A 24878-nucleotide genomic window follows, 5' to 3' on the forward strand; every position below is an offset into this window, starting at 1 on the left:
TATAATTAAAATAATATAAACTTATCAGTCGTTTTTATGTATTTACCAATCGGAGGGGAAAGTATGAAGTCGTTTGAAGAAAAGTTGGATCAATATGCTGAATTAGTGATAAAGGTAGGATTAGGTTTAAAAGAAGGGCAAAGGTTGCTTATCAGTTCGCCAATTGAAACGGCAGAATTTACACGCAAGGTAACGAAGCATGCCTATGAGAACGGTTGTAAACGCGTGATGGTGGATTGGACTGATACACAAACAAGCCGCATTCACCTAACGCTTGCGGCAGAAGAGGTTCTTCAAAATGATCTGCCGTCTTGGGAGATTGACAAATATAATAGCCTTGTGGAAAATCATGATTGCTTTTTGATGATTACAGGAAATGATCCGAACGCTTATAAAGGTGTTCCTTCTGAGCGCATGATGTTCGTTCAAAAAAATCGTGGTGAGAAGCTTCAAGCTTTCTCTGCAGGACAATTAAGAGGAGATATGCACTGGGCGATCGCGGGTGCACCCACGGTTGGTTGGGCTAAGAGCGTATTCCCAGACAAAAATGATGAAGAAGCGGTAGATGCATTATGGGAAGCGATCTTCAAAACCGTTCGAGTTGATCAGAATGATCCGGTAGCAGCGTGGGACGAACATGTGAAAACGTTGACTGAGAAAGTAAGCTACTTAAACGATCAGAAGTTCAAAACGCTTCATTACAAATCTGAGGGTACTGATTTAAGCATCGACCTTCATCCGGATCACACGTGGATCGGTGGAGGTCACCATTCAACGTTCGGAACGTATTATATACCAAATTTGCCAACAGAAGAAGTGTTCACAACACCTAGAAAATATGGTGTAAACGGTAAAGTTTCAAGCTCTAAGCCACTTTCAGCGATGGGGAATATCATCGATAATTTCAGCTTAACGTTTAAAGACGGAAAAGTGATCGATTTCACGGCTGAGGAAGGATACGATACGTTGAAACAACTGCTTAGCATCGATGATGGAATGGGATACTTAGGTGAAGTGGCATTAGTTCCTCACGATTCACCGATCTCAAACTCAGGCATCACTTATAATAACACGTTGTATGATGAAAATGCTTCATGCCATCTGGCAATCGGAACATCCATTACGATGTCAGTGAAGGATGCAGGAAATCTTTCACCAGATCAGATGGAAGAAAAAGAAATCAACTTCAGCCGCGGCCATACAGATTTTATGATCGGTTCTGCAGATCTTGAAATTGAGGCTGAATATGAGGATGGTAAACGTATTCCGTTATTTAAGAACGGAAACTGGGCGATATAAAGGTTTAAAGACTCCACGCTGTTGGGGTCTTTTTTCTTTTGAAATGTATTATGAAGGAAGTTGATTTCCACTCCAGGTTGCACGCTTTCCATGGGGCGACCGGTGAGCCTCCTGCCGCTTTGGGCCTTTAGGAGTCTCCACCTGACCGCTCGTCCCATAGGAGTCGGCAACCTTGCGCTCCAATCAACTTGCATAGGAAGTAAAAAGAAAACATTCAAAAGCATTAGTCTTGCAGAAATTAGCTCTTTTTTATACACGAGTTAGTTCCTTGTTTTGTACCTTATGAAAGCTAAGAAACTAACAGGAGTTGAATGTACGAGCTATCTATTTCTAAAAAAGCGAATAGGACAAACCTCTTCTTGGAAAAATAACGAAAATGAAGGAGGTTTGTTTATGAAAAAGATAGTCGCGCTTTTAGCGGCGTTTATGATTGTACTTAGCGGATGCGGCAACTCTAACAACATGAAAGAAAGCGAAGCTGCGCCAAAGAACATGAGTAACGAAACGCGAAATAGCCCAAGGTTAGAACAGATTAATTCGCCACAAAAAAAACAGGTGGACATCTCTAAAGCTGAAACGAATCATGGTAAAACTAAGATTGAAACGCTAGGGTTTTTAGAGCCGATTGAAGCGAAACAGTCCATAAGAGATGTACAAGAATCAGTAAACGATTTAACATACGTAGCGTTTTTTAGTTATCAAGTAAATAAAGATGGATCACTCAAGCCGATTAAAGATTATGCGGCACTTCAAGAAGTGAAGAAATCTAAAGCCATGCCGATGATGGTTTTAACAAACTTTATTGATGGAAATTTCTCGCCAGAGATCGCACATAATATCTTTACAGATAAAACTGCTTCAAAAACGCTGATCGGAAGCGTTATTAGCATGATGAAGCAAAAAGGATATAAAGCACTGAATATTGACTTTGAACATATTAAAGAAAAAGATCGAGAGCTTTATAACGGCTTTTTAGAAACGATCATCCCACAAGTTCAAAAAGAAGGCTTTAAAGTTTCTACTGCATTGGCACCAAAAACAAGTGATGAACAAAAAGGACCATGGCATGGAGCACATGACTATAAACGTCATGGAGAGCTAGCAGACTTTGTTGTTCTCATGACCTATGAGTGGGGTTGGTCTGGTGGACCTCCAATGGCTGTTGCACCAGTACCTCAAGTTGAGAAAGTAGTGAAGTATGCAACATCTGTCATTCCTCCAGAAAAAATCGTGATGGGTGCTCCGTTATACGGATACGATTGGACACTTCCTTATAAAAAAGGAAATAAATTTGCTAAACGCGTCGCGCCAGCAGAAGCACATGATCTGGCATTAAAAGAAGATGCGACTGTAAAATACGATAACGAATCTCAAGCACCGTTTTTTAATTACAAAGATGACAACGGAAAAGAGCATGTTGTCTGGTTTGAGAACGAACAAAGTGCTGAAGCAAAGAATCAACTCGTGAAGAAATATAAGTTAAGAGGTCTTGCTTATTGGGTGCTTGGAGAACCGTTCCCTGAGAACTGGACGCTACTAAGAGACCAATTTAAGATTGTGCATAAATAAGAAAAAAAGGATTGAGCATTTTAGGTGCTTAATCCTTTTGTCTGTTTATCGGATGTTTTTATTTACTTCCTTTAGCTATACGGAACAATGATCATAAAGCGGCAGACAAACATTTCTCAACAACAACCCCTCTGCGGTCAGGAAAAACCGTTTCAAAGTGGTATTGAGGAAACAACGTAGAAAGTTGTTCCGTGATACCAGCCGCTTTTTGGTGAGGAGTGAAACAGACGATAGAAGGACCTGAACCACTTATAGCTGCTCCATAAGCACCGAGCTCGATCGCTTTTTCCTTAAGTTCAGCATACAGAGGAACCCATTTCGAACGAAACGGTTCATGAAACAGATCGCGGTTCATCATATCCGCTGCTTTCTTCCAATCATTTTTCATCAATGCTGCAACAAGAACATTGCTGATCGCACTGCCTTCAACCGCCTTGTTGAAAGGAAGAAGATTTGGCAGAGAGCCTCTAGACTGTTTCGTATGAAGAACTCCATCTGGAATGGCGACGATCATCTCAACTGCCACATCTGGAACATGGACCGTTTCGATCACTTGTCCATTGTAAAAACTGATCGTAAGACCACCAAAGATGGCAGGAATCACATTATCAGGATGTTCTTCTAGTGAACTTGCAAGAAGTGACTTGGATTCCTTAGAAAGTTCAAGGTCTAAAAGGATGTTTGAAAGTTCGATGCCCGCTACGATCGCAGATGCAGAGCTTCCCATCCCTTTTGATGTAGGAAATGTACTCACCACATCTAACTGGCAAGGAGGCAGTTTCTTTTGAAAAGAATCTGCGGTGAAGTGTGCGGCTTGCATGATTAAGTTGTTTTCATCTTTATTGAATGCTTGAAGTTCCTCTCCGTGAAATGTTGTTTTGCGCGGAGCGAACGGTTGAACATGAACGGTTAAGTATCTGTTTAGAGCAAGACCGACAGAATCAAAGCCCGGACCAAGATTGGCTGTACTGGCTGGAACATGGATAGAAAAAGGTTCTGCTTTCATTTAAACAACACATCCTTTTAGCTGTTGACGTAAAAGATCAAAATCATTCGGAATCACGATTGGTTCTTGTTGTACTGTTTTTAGCGCGATATCAGGATCTTTAAGGCCGTTGCCTGTTAGGATGGCCACAACGGAAGCGCCGCTTGGAAGTAATCCTTGTTTGTGTTGTTTATACAGTCCAGCAATCGTACTGCATGAAGCAGGTTCAGCGAAAACACCTTCTTTGGAAGCGAGCATCTGATACGCTTCTAAAATTTCTTCATCTGTAACAGAATCAATGACGCCACCAGATTCTTCTAACGCGGATGAAGCTAACTTCCAGCTCGCGGGATTACCGATTCGAATGGCAGTTGCAATCGTTTCAGGATTCTTTACAACAGATCCATTTACGATTGGAGCTGCACCGGCAGCTTGAAATCCATGAATCCGAGGAAGTCCAGAGGATTTTACTGCATCATACTCTTTGAACCCTTTCCAATAAGCACTGATGTTGCCAGCATTTCCGACCGGTATAGCTAGGATGTCAGGAGATCCATTCAAGGCATCAACTAATTCGAAAGCCGCTGTTTTCTGTCCTTCCAGTCGATACGGATTTACAGAGTTAACGAGAGTGAAGTCTTCTTCTTCACTCATTTTTTGTACCATCTGAAGAGCTTCATCAAAATTTCCTTCTATCGCAAAGATCTCTGCTCCATACATTTTTGCTTGAGCCAGTTTTCCTTGTGCAATCTTACCGTCAGGAATGACAACGATACATCTGAGGCCAGCTCTTGCGCCGTAGGCTGCAGCTGCAGCAGAGGTGTTTCCTGTAGAAGCACAGATGATTGCTCTGCTGCCTTCTTCTTTCGCTTTTGCCACAGCCATGACCATCCCTCTGTCTTTAAAAGAACCTGTAGGATTCGCTCCTTCGTACTTAGCAAAGAGGTTGATGCCCCATTCTTTTGAAAGATGTGTGAGTGGAATAAGTGGAGTATGCCCTTCATTTAAGGATAGAAGGGGAGTAGACTCATTGACCGGCAAATATTCTTTATATTGATGTAAAAGTCCTTTCCAATGCATATTAAGCTCCCTCCACACGATAGTGACTTTTAATTTCTTGAACGACTTCAGAGTCGCGAAGCAGGTTGTAGACGTGACTATCTTGCTGTTTGTTCGTTCCGTGCGTCACGATCACAATTTCTGCGACCCCTTTATGATCTACAGGGCTTTGAATTAACTTTTCAAGTGAGATGTCATGCAGTGCAAACAGAGAAGTGATAGAAGAGAAGGCACCTGCTTCATCTTTCACGTACAACCGGTAAAAGAATTTTCCGTCGATCTCATTAGGTTGTTTTAGTTGTTTATCAAATTGTGGAGCCACCACGCTTTTCCCATTAACTCCAAGCCGCATGTTCTTCACCACAGCTACTAAATCTGAAACAACGGACGTAGCAGTCGGTAACTGTCCTGCTCCTGGTCCAAAGAACATCGTTTCTCCGACAGACTCACCGTACACATAGACTGCATTGTATTCATTGTGAACACTAGCTAACGGATGTGAGTCAGGCAGAAGAGTAGGCTCAACACTGATCTCCACTTTTCCGTTATCCTTTTTTGCGTTTCCGATCAATTTTAGCGTATAACCGAACTGACGCGCATATTCAAGATCCTCTTGTGTAACTTTTGAGATACCCGACACGGTTACATCATCCAAGTGGATATGCATAGAGAAGCCGAGTGTTGAGAGGATTGCCATTTTTCTTGCTGCATCAATACCTTCTACATCTGATGTAGGGTCCGCTTCTGCGTATCCAAGATCTTGAGCTTCTTTTAATACTTCTTCATAGTTGCGCTGCTGTTTATCCATTTTTGTAAGAATGTAGTTCGTTGTTCCGTTGACGATTCCCATCATCTTCGTAATTTTGTCTGAAGCCAACCCATCAACAAGTGAACGAATAATAGGGATACCTCCTGCTACACTCGCCTCATAAAAAAGGTCACATTCATTTTCATGTGCTACTTGTAAGAGCTCTGCACCGTACAGCGCCATCAAGTCTTTGTTTGCCGTGATCACATGCTTTTTATTCTGAAGTGCAAGTGTGATATATTCTCGAGCTAGTTCTATACCACCCATCACTTCAATAACTACCTGTATATTTGGATTTTGAATAACATCTTCTGGATGCTGTGTTAACCATTCATTGTTTATGGAGACAAGACGTTCTTTGTCTACATTCTGAACGAGTATCTTTTCAATAAAAACAGGGCATCCCACTCGGTGCTGCAATTCTTCGCGATTTCCTTCGATCATTCTAACAACACCACTGCCGACAGTTCCTAATCCTAAAAGTCCTACTGATACGTGAGTAACCATTTTATCCGCCCCTTTGTTTTAATGGAAAATACACTTGTTTGTTTGATATGGACATTTTACATGTAGTTAGAACATCACACAACAGTGTTTTTTGTAAAGATTTAGATAGCGCTTACATTACTAGAACTCTTTAGTCTTTTTAATAGAGTAATAGGATGAACTCAGATATGATAGGAGCAGGACTGTAAAAAAGGGGAGCGCTTCTTATGGCTTATGAGTTAGAAGAAACAATTAAGGACACACTGAATTGTTTAGAAGAGAATATCTTTTATATAGATCAAGACTTCCATATTTCTTGGATGAATAATAGCAGCAAAAAGTTAATAGAAATGATGAAGACTTACCTTAATATAGAATCTGCCGAAGACATTCTTGGTTTACACATTAGAAGTTTTCATAAAAACTCTTTTCAAGAAGAGCTGATGAAAAAAGGTGAGTTTCCGATTGATATGCAGATTGTTCTCTTTAATCGATTTGTTGCAAGATTAATCGTGAAAGAACTAATCGTGCAGAAACAAATACGGGGTTATCTCTTAACGTGGAAGGATATCACAGAGCGCGAACTGGAAAGAGAAAGAACAAAAGAATTGCTGAATGAACTAGCAACACCAATCCTTCAAACAGTTGCAGAACATACGCTGTTAGTGCCCCTGATTGGTGAACTTACCCTTGAAAGACTAGAAACGTTGACTACAAAACTATTGAAAGAATGTCTGAACAATGAAGCAGATTACGTAATAATAGACTTTTCAGGCGTTACTACCATCACAGATTCTGAACTTGGGATCGAGATTCAAAAGCTTACAGATGCAATAAAATTGATGGGAGCAGATGTATTGTATTGTGGTTTTCCGAAAGAAATGGTTAAAAATATGGTCTCTCTTGGTGTAAATACGAATCAACTTTCATTTGTCTCTTTCCGCAGTGCTATTCGTTATGTTGTCTCAGAACAAGAAAAATAAAGAAGCAGCCGTTTTTAAAGCGGCTGCTTTGTCTTTTTAATATTTTTTATCGCCTCTTTATAGGAGAGCGGACTTAACTCCTCTTTATGAACGAACTCCCATACCCAATCAGCGTCTGTGTAGGCATATTCTCTCAACGACCATCCGATGCCCTTTCGAATAAAGAAGTCTTGATCGTACTTTGTATCTCTAATAATTTGCGCTAGAAGCTCTTTATCGGTCTTATCTTTGTACCCTAGTTGAAACAGAATTGCTGATCGCATAAGCCAAATGTTCTTGGATTGAACCCAACGTTTCGTAACGAGTTCGATCTCTTCGGGAAACTTCATTAAATAATACCCTGCGATATGTTTAGCGATGTGATCGACCGTATCCCACCAGCTTTTATTCACGATGGTATACTCGATCCATTCTATATCCTCTTTTGTCATCTGCTTCTTTAACTTTTCAACAATTGTAAACGTCGCATACTGCATTTCCCGTTCCGGCCGAGACCATGCTTCTTTAATAAATGATGGAAGTTCTTCTTTAGAAGGCAATCCATATTCCTTTAAAAAATCCTTCATACTTTGTTTCAAAATCGGAGAACGAATTCCGAAAAATTCGAACTGATCACGCATATACTTTTTCATTGATTCTGCATCATCTTGATTAGCTTGTCTGTTTAAAAACTGCCACAACTTCTCTTCATACATGGGATTTCACTCCTTTAACAAAATTATACAAAATTTTGTTAACTAACTGAAACTTTTCTTTTTTGAACTCGTAAATATCTATATAAAACCAATATTGGAAATTAATTGTTGTCGACAAAATTTTACAATCTTTTTTGTTTCTCTTTGTTAAGGTTATATCAAATTCGACAAAAGGGCGTGATTGTTTATAGCTTTGCCATAAAAGTTTATGGAGATAGGAGAGAAGACCATGGAATTATTCGGATATCCGTTGTCTACGATCTATTTAGGAAGTTTTATTATTTTCGGGTGCATTACATTCGTGTACATCCTATTTGGTGACATGCTGGATGCAGCTTTGGACTTCTTGCATCCAGCGCTTATCTTATCCTTTTTTACGATAGGAACAGCGTCAGGCTATTTATTAGAGATCATGACGGATATTAACAGCTGGTTCATCATGGTATTCAGTAGTTTATTATCGTTGTTGCTCGTGACGCTATTAAATGTTTTCGTACTGATGCCGATCCGTTCATCCGAAGAATCTTTAGCTTATCGAGATGAAGATCTTAAAGGCAGAGTGGGCACCGTATTAACTTCGGTTCCGACAGATGGGTTTGGCGAGATCTTAATCGAGGGCATCAGCGGAAGGATCTCAAAATCCGCAATAAGCATGGATAACAAACCGATCTCTCAAGGAGAAAAAGTGTTGATCATTGATATCCAAAAAGGTGTCGTATCTGTCCTGCGTTATGAGCAAGTGGAACAAACATATATTCATTAATCTGGAGGGGTTATTATGAGTTTTTCACCATTATTTATTGTGATCGGGGTTGCCGTTTTCCTAGTCGTTGCTCTTATCAGTGTTTTTATTACAAAGTATAGAACGGCGAGCCCGGACGAAGCATTAATCGTTACAGGAAGCTTCTTAGGAAGCAAGAACGTAAATATTGATGAATCAGGTAATCGGATTAAAATCGTTCGCGGGGGCGGTACGTTTGTACTTCCTGTTTTCCAACAAGCAAAGCCGCTTAGTTTGTTAACGAGTAAGTTAGACGTTCAAACACCAGAAGTATATACAGAGCAAGGTGTTCCTGTTATGGCTGACGGAACGGCGATCATAAAGGTTGGAAGCTCTATCGGCGAGATCGCGACTGCAGCTGAGCAGTTCCTAGGAAAGTTGAAGGAAGATCGTGAAAATGAAGCACGCGAAGTTCTTGAAGGTCATTTACGTTCCATTCTAGGATCGATGACGGTGGAAGAGATCTATAAGAATCGTGAAAAGTTCTCTCAGGAAGTTCAACGTGTAGCTTCACAAGATCTAGCTAAAATGGGATTGATCATCGTATCATTTACGATCAAAGATCTTCGTGATAAGAACGGATATTTAGATTCTCTTGGTAAGCCTCGAATCGCACAGATTAAGCGTGATGCTGACATGGCGATGGCAGAAGCTGAAAAGGAAACGCGTATTAAACGGGCTGAAGCAGATAAAGAAGCAAAGCAGTCTGAGTTAGGCCGCGCGACAGAAGTCGCTGAAGCTGAAAAGATGAATCAGTTGAAAGTTGCTGAATTCCGCCGTGAGCAAGATGTGGCAAAAGCCCGTGCTGACCAGGCTTATCACCTAGAAGAAGCAATCGCAAAACAGCAAGTTACAGAACAGCAGATGCAGATCAAAATCATCGAGCGTCAAAAACAGATCGAGCTTGAAGAAAAAGAGATTCTGCGTCGTGAAAAGCAATATGACTCAGAAGTGAAGAAGAAGGCGGATGCAGACCGCTATGCGGTTGAGCAGTCAGCGGAAGCCGATAAGCGTAAGCAAGTGGCTGAAGCAGATGCTCATAAATACCGCGTTGAAGCGATGGCAAAAGCTGAGGCTGAAAAAGTACGTTTAGACGGTCTTTCGAGAGCAGAAGCAGAACGTGCAAAAGGGGAATCCGAAGCAGATGTTATCCGTCTGAAAGGTCTTGCTGAAGCCGAAGCGAAGCAGAAGATCGCGGAAGCATTCGAGTTGTACGGCCAAGCTGCGATGATGGATATGATGATTAAGATGCTTCCTGAATACGCGAAGCAAGTGGCAGCACCGCTTTCAAACATCGATAAAATTACAGTCGTGGATACAGGCGGCGGTGAGAATGGTGGAGCAAACCGTATCACAGGTTATGCGACAAACTTGATGTCTTCACTTCAGGAATCTTTAAAAGCTTCATCTGGCATTGATGTTAAAGAATTACTGGAGAACTTCTCAGGCAAAGGCAACGTGCGCCAAAGCATTGACGATCTTCGCATTGATTTTGCAAAAAAGCAGCCAAATGCAGTTGCAACGAAGGAAAAAGCTGAAGTGAAAGCTACTAAAGGAGAATAAATTTAGGTAAAGCTTACTCTGATCGGGATGAAACGTCCGAGGGAGTAAGCTTTTTTCTAAACATATATGCCTAGAGTGGTTTAAAGCTCGTTCAGCGGCATGAAATGCATGCTGAACGAGCGCCATACGAAAAATACGAGCGCCAACCCGAAGCATTCACTCAGGTAAGGGATTACTTTTTATTCATCCGTGCCTCGACAGCCTCGAGCTTTCCTGACATCGTGGATTTTTTATCGCGGCGGTCATCGATGCGAATATTTGTTGCTACTCGTTGAATGCCATTTGAAAATGGTACTTCATGAAGCTGCTGAATCACATGGAAGAGATCAGAAAGCTCGCCTTCGATCAATGTACTCATCGGAGTAAGCTGGTAATTTACTTTATCTTTATTTTGCTGAAGCACTTTTTGTATTTCAGCTACATATTCACTAACGCTCGGAGTTTCAGTACCAATCGGAATAATCGTAATATCAACAATTGCCATGAATAGAACACCTCAACTTTTTTCTTTATTGTAGCAAACCAAGTCATAATGACAAACAAAAGGATGATCCATATGGAAATACATTATGCGAAGAAACACGATCTTTATAAAATAATAGAATTAGATAAAAAAATGATAGGAAGTGAACATAGAAAAGGAGAAATCAATCAGGCGATAAATGAGGACAGATGTTTGATTCTGTATCAGGAAGATGTAATCGCTGGATTTTTAATCTATCACACTTATTTCTTTGACTGTTGTTTTATATCGCTCATCATGGTTGATCCTGCATATCAAAGAAAAGGAGTGGCGAGTAGTTTGTTAACGCACATGAGTAAGATCTCACCCACAAACAAGCTATTCTCATCCACAAATGAATCTAATGAGTCTATGAAAAAGTCATTTCTCAAGAACCATTTTAAGAAGAGTGGTTTTGTCGAGAACATAGACGAAGGAGATCCAGAGATTATTTATTTTAAAATGTGTTACTAAAAGACTAAAGCCTTGCAACAAGCCCTTTTTTAAAAAGAAAGGAAGAGAACAAGATGGTGGAACTAAAGAGAATAGATCAGGCGATCGATGAACTTTTTACATACAAAAATATTGGAACTGACCCAGCGTTTAGTAGGTTTATTCCGATGGTTTACGACCCAATCCGTTTTGATTGGCGCCATGAGTTTGAACCCGAATTTACAAAACTGTTCAACGGACTCATGCTTAGAGGTGGTGAAGAGGTCAATCGAGTATATTTGGCGGTTTTTCCTACAGAAGAGATTTTAGAGAGATTCATTTCTGAAAGTAATCCAGGAGATCTGTTGTTTATGCATCATCCCATTGTAATGGAATGCGGAGATCCAAAAGGGAAATGGGGAAGAGGCTTTATGCCGATACCTCCTCGTTTTATTCAGCAGATGAAGGAAAAGCGTTTATCGGTATTTACCCTTCATGTACCACTCGATTATTCCCGCGTAATCAGCACAAGTGATGCATGGGCAGAAGCATTGAACGCAAAAGTGATTGGAGAACTATTGAAAGATGATAACGGGGCTTGCGGTATTCTGTGTGAAATAGCTTCTACTTTCACAGAGGACTTGATTCATCATTCAACTGACTTGTTCGGAATTCCTTATGCAGATGTACATGGTCCTTTCCGTAAGAATATAACAAAGATTGCGATCGTAGCAGGGTGCGGTGATAAAGTAGAAGCGATGATCGAGGCAGAGAAGATGGGAGCAGAAGCCTATTTGACAGGTGAGGTGCACTGTCACATCAATAATGAATACGGTAAAAAGAAGTATGAACAGATGAAAAGTTACATAGCTCAGACGACAATGAGCTTGATCGGAGTATCGCATTCTGCTTCTGAATATTTAGTGCTCGCTACACAGTTGAAATCTTGGTTTGAAGGTAAGCTTCAATTGCCTGTAACGTTATTGCCTCAAAGTAAATGGTGGATTTGATTCACAAAGATATAGAGATGATTGTGGGGGAAGACATGAACATTCGAAAAGCAAAAATTACAGACGCAGCAGAAATTGCGGAAGTGCACGTGAAAAGCTGGCAGCAATCGTATAGAGGCTTAATAGAGGACGACTATCTATCTCGGATGTCAGTAACGGAAAGAGAAAGAAGATGGAATGAATGGTTGAAGCAAGAAGGGCATATTGTACTTGTTTTAGAAGATGAGAATCATCATTTGTGCGGCTTTATTTCTGGAGGTTCGATCAGGTCTCAACATCAATATGAGGGGGAGATATATGCCTTTTATTTATTAAAAGCAGTTCAACAAAAAGGACATGGAACAAGAATGCTTAAAGCGTTCTCGAAAGAACTTACTTCTATAGGTAAGAAAAGTATGATCGTGTGGGTGTTGAGAGATAATCCATCAAAACAAGCATATATTTCAACAGGTGGGAAAAAGATAGATGAAGAACAGATCACAGTAGGAACGCAGCACTTGTTTGAAGAATGCTTTGCATGGGATGACATAACGTATATACTAACTACTAGTGAAGAACACAGGACCTAAATACATAGAAAACATCCCTGGGTTTAACTGAAATGTATTTTTCTCTTTCCAAATTACCCAATTTATCGTTACAATGGTAGAAGGTGTAAAAAAAGAAGTTGGTGACGTCATGGAATTTGACTTAGTAAATATCATTCATCAATATAGCTACTTTGGAATTTTTTTATTATTGGCATTAGGAATTATCGGATTGCCTATTCCGGATGAGATTCTTTTAGCCACGGTAGGATACTTTATTTTTGCAGGAGATCTTCCAGCTTTACCGGCTGTATTGAGTGCTTTTTTTGGAGCGATCACAGGTATAACGGGTAGCTATTATTTCGGAAACATCTGTGGTAAACCGCTATTAAAAAAGTTAGGTCCGAAATTTGGGATATCTGAAGAAAAGATAGATAAAACACAGAATTTCTTTTTAAAGTATGGAAAATCAGCATTGTTTTTTGGTTACTTTATGCCAGGAATCAGACACCTGACCGCTTACTTTGCGGGAATGTATTCTTTAAATTGGAGACAATTCGCACTTTACGCATATAGTGGTGCTTTATTCTGGTGTTCGTTCTTTATTGTGATCGGCTATCAGCTTGCAGGTCGATGGGCTTTAGTCATGGAAGTCATCCATAAGGTTGGTCTGATCGCATTTACAACCGTGATCCTTAGTGTTGTTGCGTGGATTATCTTTAAGCCGAAAAATAAAGGTTCCTATTCAAGCGGCTGGTTTAAATAATAACGTCTTCCAATGCTGGAAGGCTTTTTTTTATGTCTTTTAACAACGTTCTTTTCTAAAAGATTGTTGCTTTGAACTCCTTGTCACCTTTGAAAATTGATTGGAGTGGAAGATGCGAGACTCCTACGGGACAGGCGGGCAGTTTGAAAAGTGGAAGTGGCTCGTTCAGCCCCGACAAGCAAAAGTTGAATGGGCTATGAAGGCGCAATTTGCCTTCTTGACCGTTTAACTTTTGACCTCGAGGGGCTAGCCACTGCAACTAGACAGCTGAGACACTTAAGAGTGAAACGTACGAATGTGGCTCAGCGTCTGCCCTGTGGAAAGCGAGCAGCCTGGAACGGAAATCAACACTTCCAAAAGCAACAAAGCTTACGAAAACAGCTTTTAATAAAAATCATTGCTATGTATATTTTCTCTTCAACAAACAAATTTTATTAGATGACAGTCAAAAATTTTAAAGGAGTGTCATTTAATGAAAAAGACTATTCTCGTTACTTCAATGGCTTTAATGCTATCTTCGTTTTTAGGTGCTTGTGGAATGAACAACAACGACAAGGACATGGGAAAAGAAGCGCGTAACAACATGACGGAAGTGAACTACGACAATCGTGCTGATCGAAATATGGATAACATGAATAACAACATGGATATGGGTATGGATAATCAGTACGATGAAAACACGCGTATGGATGTAGCGGATAAAGCGGCTAATAAAGTAACAGATCTTAAAGAAGTTGACGATGCGACAGTTATCGTTACAGAGAACAATGCTTATGTAGCTGCAAATCTTAAAGGCGGCGAGAGCATGAAGCTTTCTAGAGAAACAGAAAAGAAAATCGGGGATACAGTTCGAAAAACAGACCCTGATATCAATGATGTCTTTGTTTCAACGAACCCTGACTTCATCGATCGTATGAACGGATATGCAGACGAAATCAACAAAGGAAACCCTGTTTCTGGTTTCGTAAAAGAGTTTAACGATACGATCAAGCGTGTGTTCCCAACAAACCGTTAAATCATGATTTAAGGGCTGAGATTTCTCAGTCCTTTTCTTACGAGTACATTTGTTAGAAAATTCATTATATCTGAATATTGACTCCAATCTCATATCATGTTACAAATACATATGGATATAAAAATATTTCGACAAAATTCGATAAAAACTATTAATGAAGTCGTATAGATGACCACGGAGGAGGAAATTTAATATGCAGAAGCGAACGCTCTCGGTGGGCTTGATGTTATTTGCTCTGTTTTTCGGAGCTGGGAATTTAATCTTTCCGCCAGCCTTGGGTCAGTCAGCAGGTGAAATGGTCTGGCAGTCCATGATTGGCTTTTTTATAACAGGAGTTGGATTACCATTGTTAGGGGTAATCGCGTTAGCACGTACCGGTGGTGGCCTTCAAACGTTAACGGAGCGAGTGAATCCGTTATTTGGGTCAGTTTTCGCGATCATCCTATATTTAGCCATTGGGCCTTTCTTCGGGATCCCAAGAACTGGAACCGTTTCTTATGAGATGGCAGTCGTCCCTTTCTTACCAGAATCTATGAACAATGGCCTAACCCTTTTCTTGTTTACCGTTGTATTCTTTACGGTAACATACTGGCTTTCGTTAAACCCATCAAAACTTGTAGACCGAATCGGTAATATCTTAACGCCATTATTATTGCTCATTATCGTATCTCTTTTGGTTAAGGCGGTTATTACACCGGTTGGAAAACTAGGAACAGCATCTCCAGATTATGTGAGTAATCCGTTAGTTAAAGGTTTTATGGATGGATATTTAACGATGGATACACTAGGAGCACTTGCATTTGGTATTGTGGTCATCACAGCAGTCAAACGACCAGATATGAAAAAAGAACAAGTGACGAAAATGGTTATTAAAGCGGGCTTGATCGCAGCTACTTGTTTAGCAGCTGTTTATGGCATCTTAGCTTATTTAGGAGCAACAAGTCAGGCACTTGGTCAGACGGATAACGGCGGGCAGATTCTTACGAATGTTGTGGCAGAACTATTTGGACCGTTCGGAAACATACTACTTGGACTGGCTGTAGCACTAGCTTGTCTTACAACATCCGTAGGTCTTGTCACTGCATGCGGTGAATTCGCAAAAAAAATGTTTCCGAATGTTTCTTATAAAACCGTTGTACTCACGATGAGTGTGTTCAGTGCAGGTGTTGCAAACTTAGGATTAACACAGCTCATCTCAGTTTCTGTACCTGTTTTAACAGCGATCTATCCGATTGCGATTGTTTTGATCCTGCTTTCTTTCCTACATGATTTATTCTCTGGGAGAAAGGAAGTATACATCGGTGGAATCGTTGCAACTGCACTGGTCTCAATAGCAGATGGATTAAAAGCTTTTGGACTTAAACTTGGTGCAATCGAACAGATTTATTCGCATATCCCTCTTTATGCAGATGGAATCGGGTGGCTGGTCCCTGCGATTATAGGGTCAGTTGTAGGTTTTATCATTGCCGTAATAAGAGGTAGAATCGTTATCTTCTCTACAAATTAAGCAAAAACGAATGCCTTAGGATCAGATCCTAAGGCATTTTTTTGATTTTATTTAAACCAACGCTGGTGTTTTTTCTTTTATCTTAGCTGCAACGTTTTGAGCGATCCATACGCCACATGCACTTGCTTGGGCGAGACCCCGTGTGATCCCAGCACCATCTCCACCAACATAGAGGCCGTGGATCTCTGACTCAAACTTGTCATCGAGCTTTGGACGTGCAGAATAGAACTTAGCTTCTACCCCATAGAACAATGTGTGTTCTGATGCGATACCTGGTGTTACTTTATCTAATGCCTCAGTCATTTCAATCAAACTTTTCATCGTGTTATAAGGAAGCACAAGCCCTAGGTCACCAGGAACAGCTTCTTTTAATGTTGGACGAAGGAAACCTTCTTTAATACGCTTATCAGTCGAGCGACGCCCTTTTAAGATATCACCATACTTCTGAACGACAAGTCCACCCATAGAAAGCTGGTTGGCAAGCCTTGAAACCTCATGAGCGTATTCAGTAGGCTGATCAAATGGTTCAGCAAATTGATGAGACACGAGCAGCGCAAAGTTTGTGTTCTCGCTGCCTAGCTTTGGATCTTTATAAGCGTGGCCGTTCGCAAGCATGATGCCGGAATGATTCTCTACGACTACGTGTCCGGAAGGGTTGGAGCAAAATGTTCTGACTTTTGTGCCGACAGATGTATTAAAAACAAATTTTCCTTCGTAAAGGTGTTTGTTGATCTCTTCCATCACCAAATTGGAAGTTTCAACACGAACGCCAATATCCACTTGATTTGCTGTCATTTTAATTCGGCGTTTCTTCAGAATTTTAGTTAACCATGATGAACCATCGCGGCCAGGAACAATAACCACTTTCTCAGAAGTAAGAGAAGTTCCGTCTTTTAGAAGGATTCCTTTCGCTACATAACCTTCAGCCGTTCGTTCTGTAATGAGATCTTCAACCTCAGCTTTATATTTCATCTCAATGCGCGTTTTTAAATATTCATAGATGCTTTTCAGTATTTCAAGGTTTTGTTCTGTACCAAGATGACGAACTTGAGCTCGTAACAGCTTTAAACCAGCAGCATAACCGCGCTTTTCGATATCCTTAACTTCTGGTGTAAGTGGGTCAGTAATCGAGTCTGTGGCCCCATGCTCCAAGTTGATAGCATCTACATATTTAATAAGTTCAACCACTTGTTCTTCAGAAAGATAATCAGTCATCCATCCTCCGAATTCACTTGTAATATTGAACTTTCCATCCGAATAAGCGCCTGCTCCGCCAAAACCATTTGTGATCGAACAAGCTGGTAAACAACCCGCAAATTCTTTTCTGCCTGCTGCAGGTGGACATTTTTGAATTTTCTTCTCTAAAATCGGACAAGAACGTGCATAGATGTCATGTCCTTTATCTATTAGCAAAATGTTTGCATCTGGAAGTTGTCTCGTTAGTTCATAGCTCGTAAAAATTCCTGCAGGACCTGCGCCAACAACAATTACATCATAATGGGTATTCATAATAATCCCCCTTGAAATACTTGGTAGTTTTTCTTGAATTGTTTTTTCCCTTGGTAAATATAACAATTATTAAAGTGGATTTCAACTAAAATACGAACAATTTAATAAATTTTTTTATTTTTATTCGTGTTTTATCGGTTTGGAGGGGTAGGTGTGAGAATCGGCCGGTAATGTAAAACAAGAAAGGATCATTTCAGCGTACTTTGTTATACGGTGCTGGGTATTAATGAATGTTTGCCACCTATAATCCCTGAAATTTCAGTGGTATTTCCACGAGTTTATACGTTAATCCCGCGAGATATGATCATATAAACGCGAGTCGACATGTATCGACAACTTCTACTGGCGCTATTCCTCCTTAATCAGCACTTCTTTCGAAACAAAAAAACCTAAAGAATAAGCTTCTTTAGGTTCTAGAATCTGATTTTTATGATTTTCCAGCCGTCTGTCATGGATTTTCGTTCCATTAAAAAGGTAAGGGTATCCGTTTGTAAACCGTCATCATCGTATTTTTTTACCCTAGCTCTTATTTCAGTTCGTACAACAGGTGGATACCTGGTGCTTGGAGATCTAATATCATACTGCATACTTGTGATCCCTTTGAACAGGTTTGTAATGGTCGGATCTTTTAACAGAGCTTTGTTAACGACAGGCATGGCTATTTTGATGTCTTGCTGTTTCATGCCGACTAAAAACATGGAAACGGCTTGTTTTGCGCTTGCTCCAGCTGCGTATTTCGTTAGTTGTCCGCCAGCTTTTAAGATCATAAATTGATGAGAAGGATCAATATTGCGTGATCGGTGTGTTGAACTACCTAAAAAATGAATGCAAAAATGGCCAGGAAATCCGTTTTCTAATGCCCCTGCTCCGTGAGGCATTCCATGCATGCTGCCTGCGAGCATTCTCCCATTTACGGGAATTAGTATAGCGCGTCGGTTCCAGCTCCATTTGTCGTTATATAGGTGCTTTAGAACAGCAGTATCGTCTCTAGTCAACGGCTGTACATCCGCATGCTTATTACCTGCTCTTCTTTGAACTTGAAAATAAAAGCCTGTCTCTAAATCCACAACTTTAAAAGTAGCACCTTTAGGAAGGAGTTTGTTTACTTTCTCCCACTCTAAAACCTCCCCCTTTTTTACGATTGGGAAATAAGTTAGGGGTTCTTTTGCTTCAGAGGTGATGGGAAAGAAGAAGCTTAAACAAGTTAATAGAACTCCAATCCTGATCTTATTCCACATAGTCAGTCCTCAATTCCGTATGTTTTCTCTTCCTTAATATGGATTGTTTTGTCCTTTTTATCCTCCAAAAATAATGAACTGAATAAAAAGAATGAGATGGTTCGTCTAACAAGGAAAGGGGGAGCTTTATGAAGATTATTAAAAAATTGTTCATGCAACTGTTTTTAACGATTATTTCAATCGTATTGATCAGCGGTCTGCCAGATTTAATCATGAACAAGAACGTATCCATGTATTTTCAAAAAATTAAACTTGTACTATTAGATATTATTCATTTAAATGAGATGACTTATATAAACCAGGGAAAGCAGAGGTTGTTTTTAGAGGATATTTGGTCACCGTATCTGTATTCGTTAACCATTCTTTTCGGCGCATTATTCATTGCCTTTTGTATAGCACAGCTTCTTACTTGGTGCACGCTGATTATGCCGATGTTTATTAGAAGAATCGTGAAGAACATTCTTACGTTTTTAGAATCTTTACCAGATCTTCTTGTTTTTGCACTCGTACAGATGGCAATTGTTCTTATTTTTAAAAAGACCGGAATACTCGTTTCAAATGTAGCTTCACTAGGGTCTGAAGACAGAATTTATATCGTGCCGATCGTGTGTTTAATGATCCTACCTTTTGTTTATTTTTATAAGATGATGATTCTTCTGTCGGAAGAAGAGCTTGGAAAATCATATGTTGAGATGAGTTTAGCTAAGGGCATGCGAAGAATATATGTACTCATTGTTCACATTACGAGGAACACGAGTGAGGGAATCTTTCACTTTTCAAAATCCGTTCTATGGTTTATGATTTCAAATCTACTCCTTGTCGAAGTAATCTTCAATATTCATGGTATTACTCATTACATGTACAGTGATTTTAGACCAGAGATGTTAGCCGCTTGTCTCATTTTGCTTGTTATTCCTTTTTTCCTTTTATATGCGGTATTCGAATTGACGATCGTTCGATTCTCAAGAAGAGGTGAGCTGGTATGATTCGAAGCATAAAGTTTTGGGTCGGACTCTCGATCTTGGGTGTATTCATCTTTTCCAGCTTTGGATTCGCCTTATTTTATGATAGTGACGTTCGCCAAGTCCAGTTGCTTTATGATGATAACAAAAATCTGATAGGTAGCGCACCTTTTGAGCCATCATTCATGTTTCCTTTAGGTACAGATCCCTTGGGTTATGATATCAGCCAGAAAGTTTTGCAAGGAGCAAAATTTACGTTACTCGCAGTAATTGCAATCGGTGTGTTTCGTGTTTTGTTAAGTTTTATCGTGGCGATTCCATTCGCTTTTTATCTGCCAGAAAAGATTCGTAAAGGATTAGATCAGCTGCTAAGCTCATTCTATTTTATTCCGCTTACAATCATCGCTGTTTATATTTTGAGTCCTATTTTAAGGGAGCAATTGAATGCTGAAGGAGAAGAGTTCTTTCTGTATTCGTTTACCGAACGAATTGGCCTTGAAGTCATTATTCTAACGGTGCTCGTCGTACCATTACTCGGTTCGATGATCGGAAACATGATGGCAGCCGTATTAAAAGAAGAATGTATAGAAGGAGCAAAGCTATTAGGTGCGAGCAGGTGGCGTATATTCACAAAACATGTTATCCCTCACATGGTGCCTAAACTTGTAATTGTATGGTGTCAACAATGCGTACAAGTACTGATTATTTTTACTCATCTTGGCTATTTTAAACTGTTCTTTGGAGGGACAGATATAGATTTCAATCCGATGATGGCAGACCCACCAAAATCATTATCAAATGAGTGGTCTGGTCTTGTTGGCGATTATTATATCCAGATTCATGCCAATCCATATATCGCACTCGGTCCGATCATCATGTTTGGTATCGCCATATACGCCTTTCAGTTAATAGGTGAAGGTTTTCAACATCACCTACAAACGAGACATTATAAAAAGGGGAACCGTAATCGCATGCTAGAAAAACAAACTCTTTTGAGTAAAACAAAATCATCTTTTGATTTCGTGCATAAGAGAAGCGCTTAAAAAAACACCACTTTTCTCTTCTCACCATACTATGTAATATCCTGTGCAGACAGGGGGGAGAGAAATGATTTTTGTTAATGGGTATCCGGTAAAAACGGCTCAAATCTCTGGATTTAACTCACTTACATCAACACAGAAAAAAGTAGGCGAAAAGCTTGAAAAATCCAGAGAATCGTTTTATTACTCAAGTCCACATCAATTTTTATTTGAAGTGGTCATGCGTACAAATATTGTAGCAGCTGCAAACGCTATGCGTGACAGTGGAGCAGGGTTCGCGACGTTCGTAAATTCGCGCTGCAATCCGCAATATTGGAGAAGAACAGCTTATGGAGGTTTTTTGCTTCGATCTGATGCCCGTCCTTCTGACGCCATCTCAGATATTTTTATCAATGGAAAACGGTACGGGTTCGAATGTACTACAGCTATAATGATCATGATGTACAAAGCGATTCTTGAAACAATTGGAGCGGGTATGTTTGATCAATTGTTTAACGGATTGCTTCTCTACAGTACGGAACATGATGAAGATCTACAGATTATCGCTGTACCATCTGGGGATTCGTTGCCGGGAGATGTGAGATATGTTAAAAATCCAGAACATCATCCGAATACGCCGCAATGGCAAGGTGAAAATTTAATCGACCTTGGAAACGGACAATTTTTTGGTCACGGCATCGGAACCGGAACAATTGGAGAGGTTATCGATGTGCTTAATCAAAAAAGAATGCCTGGCGCAACGGTTTCGGCTTTTTTAACAGCGGAGATCATAAGGCCAAACTATCGACTCATGTCGGAATACACACGTCATCCAATTCGAAGACTGCTTGGTGGAGTCATATAAAGTTCGTTAATTCTATAGAAAAGGGTGTAAGAGGTTGATCTCCGTTTCAGGCGCTCGCTTTCCGGGGGGCGTGCGGTGATCCACCTCAGCATTCTTAGAATGCAATTTTGCTCCTGCGTCTACAAGCAATGCTACCGAAGTGAGCTTCCTCGTCGCATGCCTTGCGAGATGCTTATTCAAGCAGAAGGCACGCTAATCCCCCAGGAGTCTCCCACCTTACACTACAATCAACTTAGCAATGATGTCTTTAATAAGTACACCTCCTAAGCAACACCTTTTGGATTGAGACATACAAAAAGACGCTGAGAACTGATCTCTGCGTCTTTTGTATTTTGTTCATTGATTATTGTAGGTATGGTCTTGGATCGACTGCATTTGATTTTGAGCCATTCCATGGGCCTTTATGCAATTCAAAGTGCAAATGCTGTCCTCTAGAAGCCCCTGTGTTACCTTGGTAGCCTAAGAATGTCCCTTGAGAGACAGACTGACCTTGACTAACAGCAGGCGTTGATCTCATGTGAGCATAGAGTGTTGTATACAACTGCCCGTTAATGTAGTGGGTAATATAAACTACGTTACCATAAGAGCTGGAATAGTAAGCTCTCGTAACCGTTCCAGAAGCTGCTGCTACGATAGGAACAGTACTTCCGCCTTGAGCGATATCCATTCCGTAGTGCATGCCTGCGCTTCTGTTACCAAAACCAGAAGTGATGATTCCTTGTGACGGCATGATAAAGTCACGACTTACTGGCGCTGGAGCAGGTGTTGGTGCCGACGGTGGTGTTGGTGCAGGTGAAGAACTAGAGCCACTTCCAGAGTTGGATTGTTTCTTCTCTCTAGCCGCTGCTTCAGCACGAGCCTTTTCTGCAGCCGCGGCCGCAGCTGCTCTTGCTTCAGCTTCTCTCTTCTTACGTTCAGCTTCTTCACGTTTTGCGCGTTCTATTTCAGCTTTAATGGCTGCTTCTTGTGCGGAAAGAAGTTCGTTCGTCTCATCCAACTGCATAATATGATCATGTAGATGGTCTTCTTCCGTCTCGAGTTGGGCAAGAAGCGCATTTTTTTGTTTTTTCTGGTCTGTTAGCTTTTGATTTAATCCTTCTAGTTCAGTTAAATCTGCATTTAAAGACAAGAGTTCACTTTCAACTTGTCCTTTTTTCTTTTCAACAGACTCTTTATCTTGTTTGTGTTCTTCTAAGATGGCTTTATCTTGTTCAGCAATCACGTTTAGTGCAAACACGCGATCAAGGAAGTCGCCAAAATCTTTCGAACCTAATACCACATCTAAATAATTTACGGCACCGCCGCTTTCGTACATGGAAGTTACGCGTTCTTTAAGAAGTGCATCACGTTCTTTGATTCTCTTTTTAAGAACATCAATTTCTTTTTTTAGTTTTTCAATAGAAGCTTTTGTTCCTTGAATAGATTCTTTTTTGTTTCCGATATCTTCAAGAGTCTTGTCGATCGAACTCTCTAATTTTTCAATCTGATTCAATGTGTGGTCTTGCTGATTTTGATTCTTCTTTAATTCACCCTGCTTTTCTGTTTGCTCAGAGCGATTTTTTTCTTTTTTCTCTTTTATTGAAGACAGAGTTTCTGCCGATACCGTATATGTACTAAATACTAGACTGAGAGACAGTGTAGCCATAACTAGCTTACGTTTCAAGATGGGTACTCCTCCTTGTATGTGCAAATGTTGCCAATTTCTTTTCTGAAGTGATTATACCATTGATTAATCATCAGTTATCGCGAAATAATATTACATTTATATTTCAAAATATTACAGATTGAAACAAAATTCGACGGAAACTCTGTAGAGATTTGTCTGTATTAGGAAATAAAAAGGTAAAATCAGCGTGGAAATCGAATAAGGAAGTAGGTAAATAGAATGGGTTTTCATTACAAAAACAATGAACTCCACATAAGTTTAATAGACTAAGATTCTATAACTTACTGATACTGATCTGTTTTTTTACTATCTCCTATAAAAATGAATAAAAAACTCATATTCAATCGTCTAGAGAATAGGGTGTTGGTAAAGGAGGGGATGCACTTGAAGTTTAATCGGGAATTCCATAACGAAGGTATTGATTCACACTCCCTAACTCAGGAGGAATGGATCGTACAAATAATGGATGTTTATCAAGACAAGGTGATAAGAATAGCATACACCTATGTTAAGGATCGGAAGTTGGCTGAAGATTTAGCACAAGAAGTATTCGTGAAGTGTTACATACATAAAGACAACTTTAGAAATGATTCATCGGTCAAAACTTGGGTATACGCCATCACTGTAAACTTGTGTAAAGATTACTTAAGAAGCGGCTGGAAAAAATACATTCATGTGATGGACCGATTTGGTAAGTCGCGAGCATCTTCAGTTCTAACACCAGAACTTTCGATCGTCCAGAAAAGTGAACATGAAGCCTTAGCAGATCAAGTACTAAAACTGCCTCTTAAATATCGGGAAGTGATTCTTCTTTTCTATTATAAAGAACTAACCGTGTGCGAAATCAGCCAAATCTTAAACAAAAAAGAAGCAACGATCAGAACCTTACTTCAGCGGGGAAGAGAAATGTTGCGACGAAAACTGGAGAAGAGTAGGTGAGATCATGGAGGATCCTTTCAAGCAGCTGCCTGAAATTTTAAACAATGGCCGTATGAGAGCAATAACGTTTAAAGAAGAGCATAGACAGAAAGTCCTTCAGAAAACTAGAGATCTCCAGAAGCCACCTGCACCAAAAAGCATGTGGTATCACTGGTTTCATCAAAGTTTAAGTCTAGCTCTTGGTGTAGCGTTCATCTTTATTTTTATACAGTTTGCTGAGAACAGCCCTTTTTCGCTTCAAGAGAAAAAAGAAGCTCAATCATTAGCTAAGATTCCTTATGCTAATCAAGCAATCTTAACAAAAGCGAGACATGATATGCGAAACCATCACAAGATTTCAGGTGTGGTGGCTGATCAAAAGAAAGATACCCTTACCGTTTTTATTACGTTTCCGAAGAATCTATCACAAGAGAAACAAATATTTCTTACTGAATCGTATTTAAAAGAAGTATCACACCTTACCTTAAATGAACCATATGAAGTGCAAAAGAATTTGGGAGAGCTATGGAACTATGTTAATGTAAAAGTCTATACAACGAAAGAATCTGAAGACGAGATGTTGAGACAACTGATGAATGTTGAGCAGAACTTCGAGTGGAAGGGTTCAATCAATAAGCATGACGGTATATTGAAATGGGAACGCATACCTGCGTATAATAATTAATCTACATGTAAAAAGGTTTTCCTTAGAAC

Annotated in this window: 24 protein-coding genes; 16 read left to right on the forward strand and 8 right to left on the reverse strand. The window is 40.0% G+C overall.

What is annotated here, in order from left to right; all coding sequences use genetic code 11:
* Window positions 1-63: 63 nt before the first annotated feature.
* The gene (locus ACOZ9X_RS01980) at window positions 64-1299 is read left to right on the forward strand and encodes an aminopeptidase (RefSeq protein ID WP_423416805.1); all 1236 of its coding nucleotides are present in this window, start codon (window positions 64-66) and stop codon (window positions 1297-1299) included.
* Between the two features lie 393 nt (window positions 1300-1692).
* A complete protein-coding gene (locus tag ACOZ9X_RS01985) occupies window positions 1693-2868 on the forward strand; it encodes a glycosyl hydrolase family 18 protein (RefSeq protein ID WP_423416806.1) in 1176 nt (391 codons plus the stop codon).
* Between the two features lie 91 nt (window positions 2869-2959).
* On the opposite strand, the gene thrB is transcribed toward ACOZ9X_RS01985, so the two are convergent.
* The 3 genes from thrB to ACOZ9X_RS02000 are packed head-to-tail and all read right to left on the reverse strand — an operon-like array spanning window position 2960 to window position 6227.
* The gene (gene thrB, locus ACOZ9X_RS01990; protein WP_423416807.1) at window positions 2960-3874 is read right to left on the reverse strand and encodes a homoserine kinase; all 915 of its coding nucleotides are present in this window, start codon (window positions 3872-3874) and stop codon (window positions 2960-2962) included.
* Window positions 3875-4933 carry a threonine synthase gene (gene thrC, locus ACOZ9X_RS01995; protein WP_423416808.1) on the reverse strand — a complete coding sequence of 353 codons (1059 nt, stop codon included), beginning with the start codon at window positions 4931-4933 and terminating at the stop codon, window positions 3875-3877. It lies immediately after the preceding gene.
* Between the two features lies 1 nt (window position 4934).
* Window positions 4935-6227 carry a homoserine dehydrogenase gene (locus ACOZ9X_RS02000; RefSeq protein WP_416729477.1) on the reverse strand — a complete coding sequence of 431 codons (1293 nt, stop codon included), beginning with the start codon at window positions 6225-6227 and terminating at the stop codon, window positions 4935-4937.
* A gap of 206 nt (window positions 6228-6433) precedes the next feature.
* Here ACOZ9X_RS02000 and ACOZ9X_RS02005 point away from each other — a divergent pair, with 206 nt between their 5' ends.
* Complete coding sequence (locus ACOZ9X_RS02005) at window positions 6434-7189, forward strand: hypothetical protein (protein ID WP_423416809.1); 756 nt, start codon at window positions 6434-6436, stop codon at window positions 7187-7189.
* A gap of 14 nt (window positions 7190-7203) precedes the next feature.
* Here the strand turns inward: ACOZ9X_RS02005 and ACOZ9X_RS02010 are convergent, their stop codons facing one another.
* Entirely contained in the window at window positions 7204-7884 is a 681-nt protein-coding gene (locus tag ACOZ9X_RS02010) for a DNA alkylation repair protein (RefSeq protein ID WP_423416810.1), read from the reverse strand.
* 229 nt (window positions 7885-8113) lie between these two features.
* On the opposite strand from ACOZ9X_RS02010, the gene ACOZ9X_RS02015 reads away from it, so the two are divergent.
* Both ACOZ9X_RS02015 and ACOZ9X_RS02020 read left to right on the forward strand, forming a co-directional pair.
* Window positions 8114-8647 (forward strand): NfeD family protein, encoded by a 534-nt coding sequence (locus tag ACOZ9X_RS02015; protein WP_423416811.1) that lies wholly within the window; start codon window positions 8114-8116, stop codon window positions 8645-8647.
* Window positions 8648-8662: 15 nt separating this feature from the next.
* Window positions 8663-10228: an SPFH domain-containing protein gene (locus tag ACOZ9X_RS02020; RefSeq protein WP_423416812.1), complete on the forward strand. Its 1566-nt coding sequence runs from the start codon at window positions 8663-8665 to the stop codon at window positions 10226-10228.
* A 172-nt stretch (window positions 10229-10400) separates the two neighbouring features.
* Here the strand turns inward: ACOZ9X_RS02020 and ACOZ9X_RS02025 are convergent, their stop codons facing one another.
* Window positions 10401-10712: an MTH1187 family thiamine-binding protein gene (locus ACOZ9X_RS02025; RefSeq protein ID WP_423416813.1), complete on the reverse strand. Its 312-nt coding sequence runs from the start codon at window positions 10710-10712 to the stop codon at window positions 10401-10403.
* A 72-nt stretch (window positions 10713-10784) separates the two neighbouring features.
* Here ACOZ9X_RS02025 and ACOZ9X_RS02030 point away from each other — a divergent pair, with 72 nt between their 5' ends.
* From ACOZ9X_RS02030 to brnQ, 6 genes are all read left to right on the forward strand, one after another.
* A complete protein-coding gene (locus tag ACOZ9X_RS02030) occupies window positions 10785-11204 on the forward strand; it encodes a GNAT family N-acetyltransferase (protein WP_423416814.1) in 420 nt (139 codons plus the stop codon).
* Window positions 11205-11257: 53 nt separating this feature from the next.
* On the forward strand, window positions 11258-12172 hold the full coding sequence (locus ACOZ9X_RS02035; RefSeq protein ID WP_423416815.1) for a Nif3-like dinuclear metal center hexameric protein: 915 nt from the start codon (window positions 11258-11260) through the stop codon (window positions 12170-12172).
* Window positions 12173-12207: 35 nt separating this feature from the next.
* Window positions 12208-12741 (forward strand): GNAT family N-acetyltransferase, encoded by a 534-nt coding sequence (locus ACOZ9X_RS02040; protein ID WP_423416816.1) that lies wholly within the window; start codon window positions 12208-12210, stop codon window positions 12739-12741.
* Window positions 12742-12850: 109 nt separating this feature from the next.
* Complete coding sequence (locus ACOZ9X_RS02045; RefSeq protein WP_423416817.1) at window positions 12851-13465, forward strand: DedA family protein; 615 nt, start codon at window positions 12851-12853, stop codon at window positions 13463-13465.
* Window positions 13466-13937: 472 nt separating this feature from the next.
* The gene (locus ACOZ9X_RS02050; protein WP_423416818.1) at window positions 13938-14480 is read left to right on the forward strand and encodes a YhcN/YlaJ family sporulation lipoprotein; all 543 of its coding nucleotides are present in this window, start codon (window positions 13938-13940) and stop codon (window positions 14478-14480) included.
* A gap of 193 nt (window positions 14481-14673) precedes the next feature.
* Window positions 14674-15987 (forward strand): branched-chain amino acid transport system II carrier protein, encoded by a 1314-nt coding sequence (gene brnQ / locus ACOZ9X_RS02055; protein ID WP_423416819.1) that lies wholly within the window; start codon window positions 14674-14676, stop codon window positions 15985-15987.
* 51 nt (window positions 15988-16038) lie between these two features.
* On the opposite strand, the gene ACOZ9X_RS02060 is transcribed toward brnQ, so the two are convergent.
* Both ACOZ9X_RS02060 and ACOZ9X_RS02065 read right to left on the reverse strand, forming a co-directional pair.
* Complete coding sequence (locus tag ACOZ9X_RS02060; RefSeq protein WP_423416820.1) at window positions 16039-17496, reverse strand: NAD(P)/FAD-dependent oxidoreductase; 1458 nt, start codon at window positions 17494-17496, stop codon at window positions 16039-16041.
* 413 nt (window positions 17497-17909) lie between these two features.
* Window positions 17910-18734 carry a hypothetical protein gene (locus tag ACOZ9X_RS02065; RefSeq protein ID WP_423416821.1) on the reverse strand — a complete coding sequence of 275 codons (825 nt, stop codon included), beginning with the start codon at window positions 18732-18734 and terminating at the stop codon, window positions 17910-17912.
* 128 nt (window positions 18735-18862) lie between these two features.
* Here ACOZ9X_RS02065 and ACOZ9X_RS02070 point away from each other — a divergent pair, with 128 nt between their 5' ends.
* The 3 genes from ACOZ9X_RS02070 to ACOZ9X_RS02080 all read left to right on the forward strand — a co-directional run bounded on the left by ACOZ9X_RS02070 (window position 18863) and on the right by ACOZ9X_RS02080 (window position 21580).
* Window positions 18863-19720, forward strand: coding sequence for an ABC transporter permease subunit (locus ACOZ9X_RS02070; RefSeq protein WP_423416822.1), 858 nt, complete (start codon window positions 18863-18865; stop codon window positions 19718-19720).
* On the forward strand, window positions 19717-20739 hold the full coding sequence (locus tag ACOZ9X_RS02075) for an ABC transporter permease (protein WP_423416823.1): 1023 nt from the start codon (window positions 19717-19719) through the stop codon (window positions 20737-20739). Before ACOZ9X_RS02070 ends, ACOZ9X_RS02075 begins: the two co-directional genes overlap by 4 nt.
* Before the next feature lie 64 nt (window positions 20740-20803).
* Window positions 20804-21580, forward strand: coding sequence for a protein-glutamine gamma-glutamyltransferase (locus tag ACOZ9X_RS02080; RefSeq protein WP_423416824.1), 777 nt, complete (start codon window positions 20804-20806; stop codon window positions 21578-21580).
* 343 nt (window positions 21581-21923) lie between these two features.
* Here ACOZ9X_RS02080 and ACOZ9X_RS02085 read toward each other — a convergent pair whose 3' ends face one another.
* A complete protein-coding gene (locus tag ACOZ9X_RS02085; RefSeq protein ID WP_423416825.1) occupies window positions 21924-23243 on the reverse strand; it encodes a murein hydrolase activator EnvC family protein in 1320 nt (439 codons plus the stop codon).
* A gap of 387 nt (window positions 23244-23630) precedes the next feature.
* On the opposite strand from ACOZ9X_RS02085, the gene ACOZ9X_RS02090 reads away from it, so the two are divergent.
* Both ACOZ9X_RS02090 and ACOZ9X_RS02095 read left to right on the forward strand, forming a co-directional pair.
* The gene (locus ACOZ9X_RS02090; protein ID WP_423416826.1) at window positions 23631-24185 is read left to right on the forward strand and encodes a sigma-70 family RNA polymerase sigma factor; all 555 of its coding nucleotides are present in this window, start codon (window positions 23631-23633) and stop codon (window positions 24183-24185) included.
* A gap of 4 nt (window positions 24186-24189) precedes the next feature.
* A complete protein-coding gene (locus ACOZ9X_RS02095; protein ID WP_423416827.1) occupies window positions 24190-24849 on the forward strand; it encodes a hypothetical protein in 660 nt (219 codons plus the stop codon).
* Window positions 24850-24878: the final 29 nt, after the last annotated feature.

Source organism: Fictibacillus nanhaiensis (genome assembly GCF_049537595.1).
In the GTDB taxonomy this organism is placed as follows: domain Bacteria; phylum Bacillota; class Bacilli; order Bacillales; family Fictibacillaceae; genus Fictibacillus; species Fictibacillus nanhaiensis_F.

Excerpts from the sequence above, each read along its gene's own strand:
- ACOZ9X_RS01980 (WP_423416805.1), top strand. The coding sequence starts at position 64 with ATGAAGTCGTTTGAAGAAAAGTTGGATCAATATGCTGAATTAGTGATA.
- ACOZ9X_RS01985 (WP_423416806.1), top strand. The coding sequence starts at position 1,693 with ATGAAAAAGATAGTCGCGCTTTTAGCGGCGTTTATGATTGTACTTAGC.
- thrB (WP_423416807.1), bottom strand. The coding sequence starts at position 3,874 with ATGAAAGCAGAACCTTTTTCTATCCATGTTCCAGCCAGTACAGCCAAT.
- thrC (WP_423416808.1), bottom strand. The coding sequence starts at position 4,933 with ATGCATTGGAAAGGACTTTTACATCAATATAAAGAATATTTGCCGGTC.
- ACOZ9X_RS02000 (WP_416729477.1), bottom strand. The coding sequence starts at position 6,227 with ATGGTTACTCACGTATCAGTAGGACTTTTAGGATTAGGAACTGTCGGC.
- ACOZ9X_RS02005 (WP_423416809.1), top strand. The coding sequence starts at position 6,434 with ATGGCTTATGAGTTAGAAGAAACAATTAAGGACACACTGAATTGTTTA.
- ACOZ9X_RS02010 (WP_423416810.1), bottom strand. The coding sequence starts at position 7,884 with ATGTATGAAGAGAAGTTGTGGCAGTTTTTAAACAGACAAGCTAATCAA.
- ACOZ9X_RS02015 (WP_423416811.1), top strand. The coding sequence starts at position 8,114 with ATGGAATTATTCGGATATCCGTTGTCTACGATCTATTTAGGAAGTTTT.
- ACOZ9X_RS02020 (WP_423416812.1), top strand. The coding sequence starts at position 8,663 with ATGAGTTTTTCACCATTATTTATTGTGATCGGGGTTGCCGTTTTCCTA.
- ACOZ9X_RS02025 (WP_423416813.1), bottom strand. The coding sequence starts at position 10,712 with ATGGCAATTGTTGATATTACGATTATTCCGATTGGTACTGAAACTCCG.
- ACOZ9X_RS02030 (WP_423416814.1), top strand. The coding sequence starts at position 10,785 with ATGGAAATACATTATGCGAAGAAACACGATCTTTATAAAATAATAGAA.
- ACOZ9X_RS02035 (WP_423416815.1), top strand. The coding sequence starts at position 11,258 with ATGGTGGAACTAAAGAGAATAGATCAGGCGATCGATGAACTTTTTACA.
- ACOZ9X_RS02040 (WP_423416816.1), top strand. The coding sequence starts at position 12,208 with ATGAACATTCGAAAAGCAAAAATTACAGACGCAGCAGAAATTGCGGAA.
- ACOZ9X_RS02045 (WP_423416817.1), top strand. The coding sequence starts at position 12,851 with ATGGAATTTGACTTAGTAAATATCATTCATCAATATAGCTACTTTGGA.
- ACOZ9X_RS02050 (WP_423416818.1), top strand. The coding sequence starts at position 13,938 with ATGAAAAAGACTATTCTCGTTACTTCAATGGCTTTAATGCTATCTTCG.
- brnQ (WP_423416819.1), top strand. The coding sequence starts at position 14,674 with ATGCAGAAGCGAACGCTCTCGGTGGGCTTGATGTTATTTGCTCTGTTT.
- ACOZ9X_RS02060 (WP_423416820.1), bottom strand. The coding sequence starts at position 17,496 with ATGAATACCCATTATGATGTAATTGTTGTTGGCGCAGGTCCTGCAGGA.
- ACOZ9X_RS02065 (WP_423416821.1), bottom strand. The coding sequence starts at position 18,734 with ATGTGGAATAAGATCAGGATTGGAGTTCTATTAACTTGTTTAAGCTTC.
- ACOZ9X_RS02070 (WP_423416822.1), top strand. The coding sequence starts at position 18,863 with ATGAAGATTATTAAAAAATTGTTCATGCAACTGTTTTTAACGATTATT.
- ACOZ9X_RS02075 (WP_423416823.1), top strand. The coding sequence starts at position 19,717 with ATGATTCGAAGCATAAAGTTTTGGGTCGGACTCTCGATCTTGGGTGTA.
- ACOZ9X_RS02080 (WP_423416824.1), top strand. The coding sequence starts at position 20,804 with ATGATTTTTGTTAATGGGTATCCGGTAAAAACGGCTCAAATCTCTGGA.
- ACOZ9X_RS02095 (WP_423416827.1), top strand. The coding sequence starts at position 24,190 with ATGGAGGATCCTTTCAAGCAGCTGCCTGAAATTTTAAACAATGGCCGT.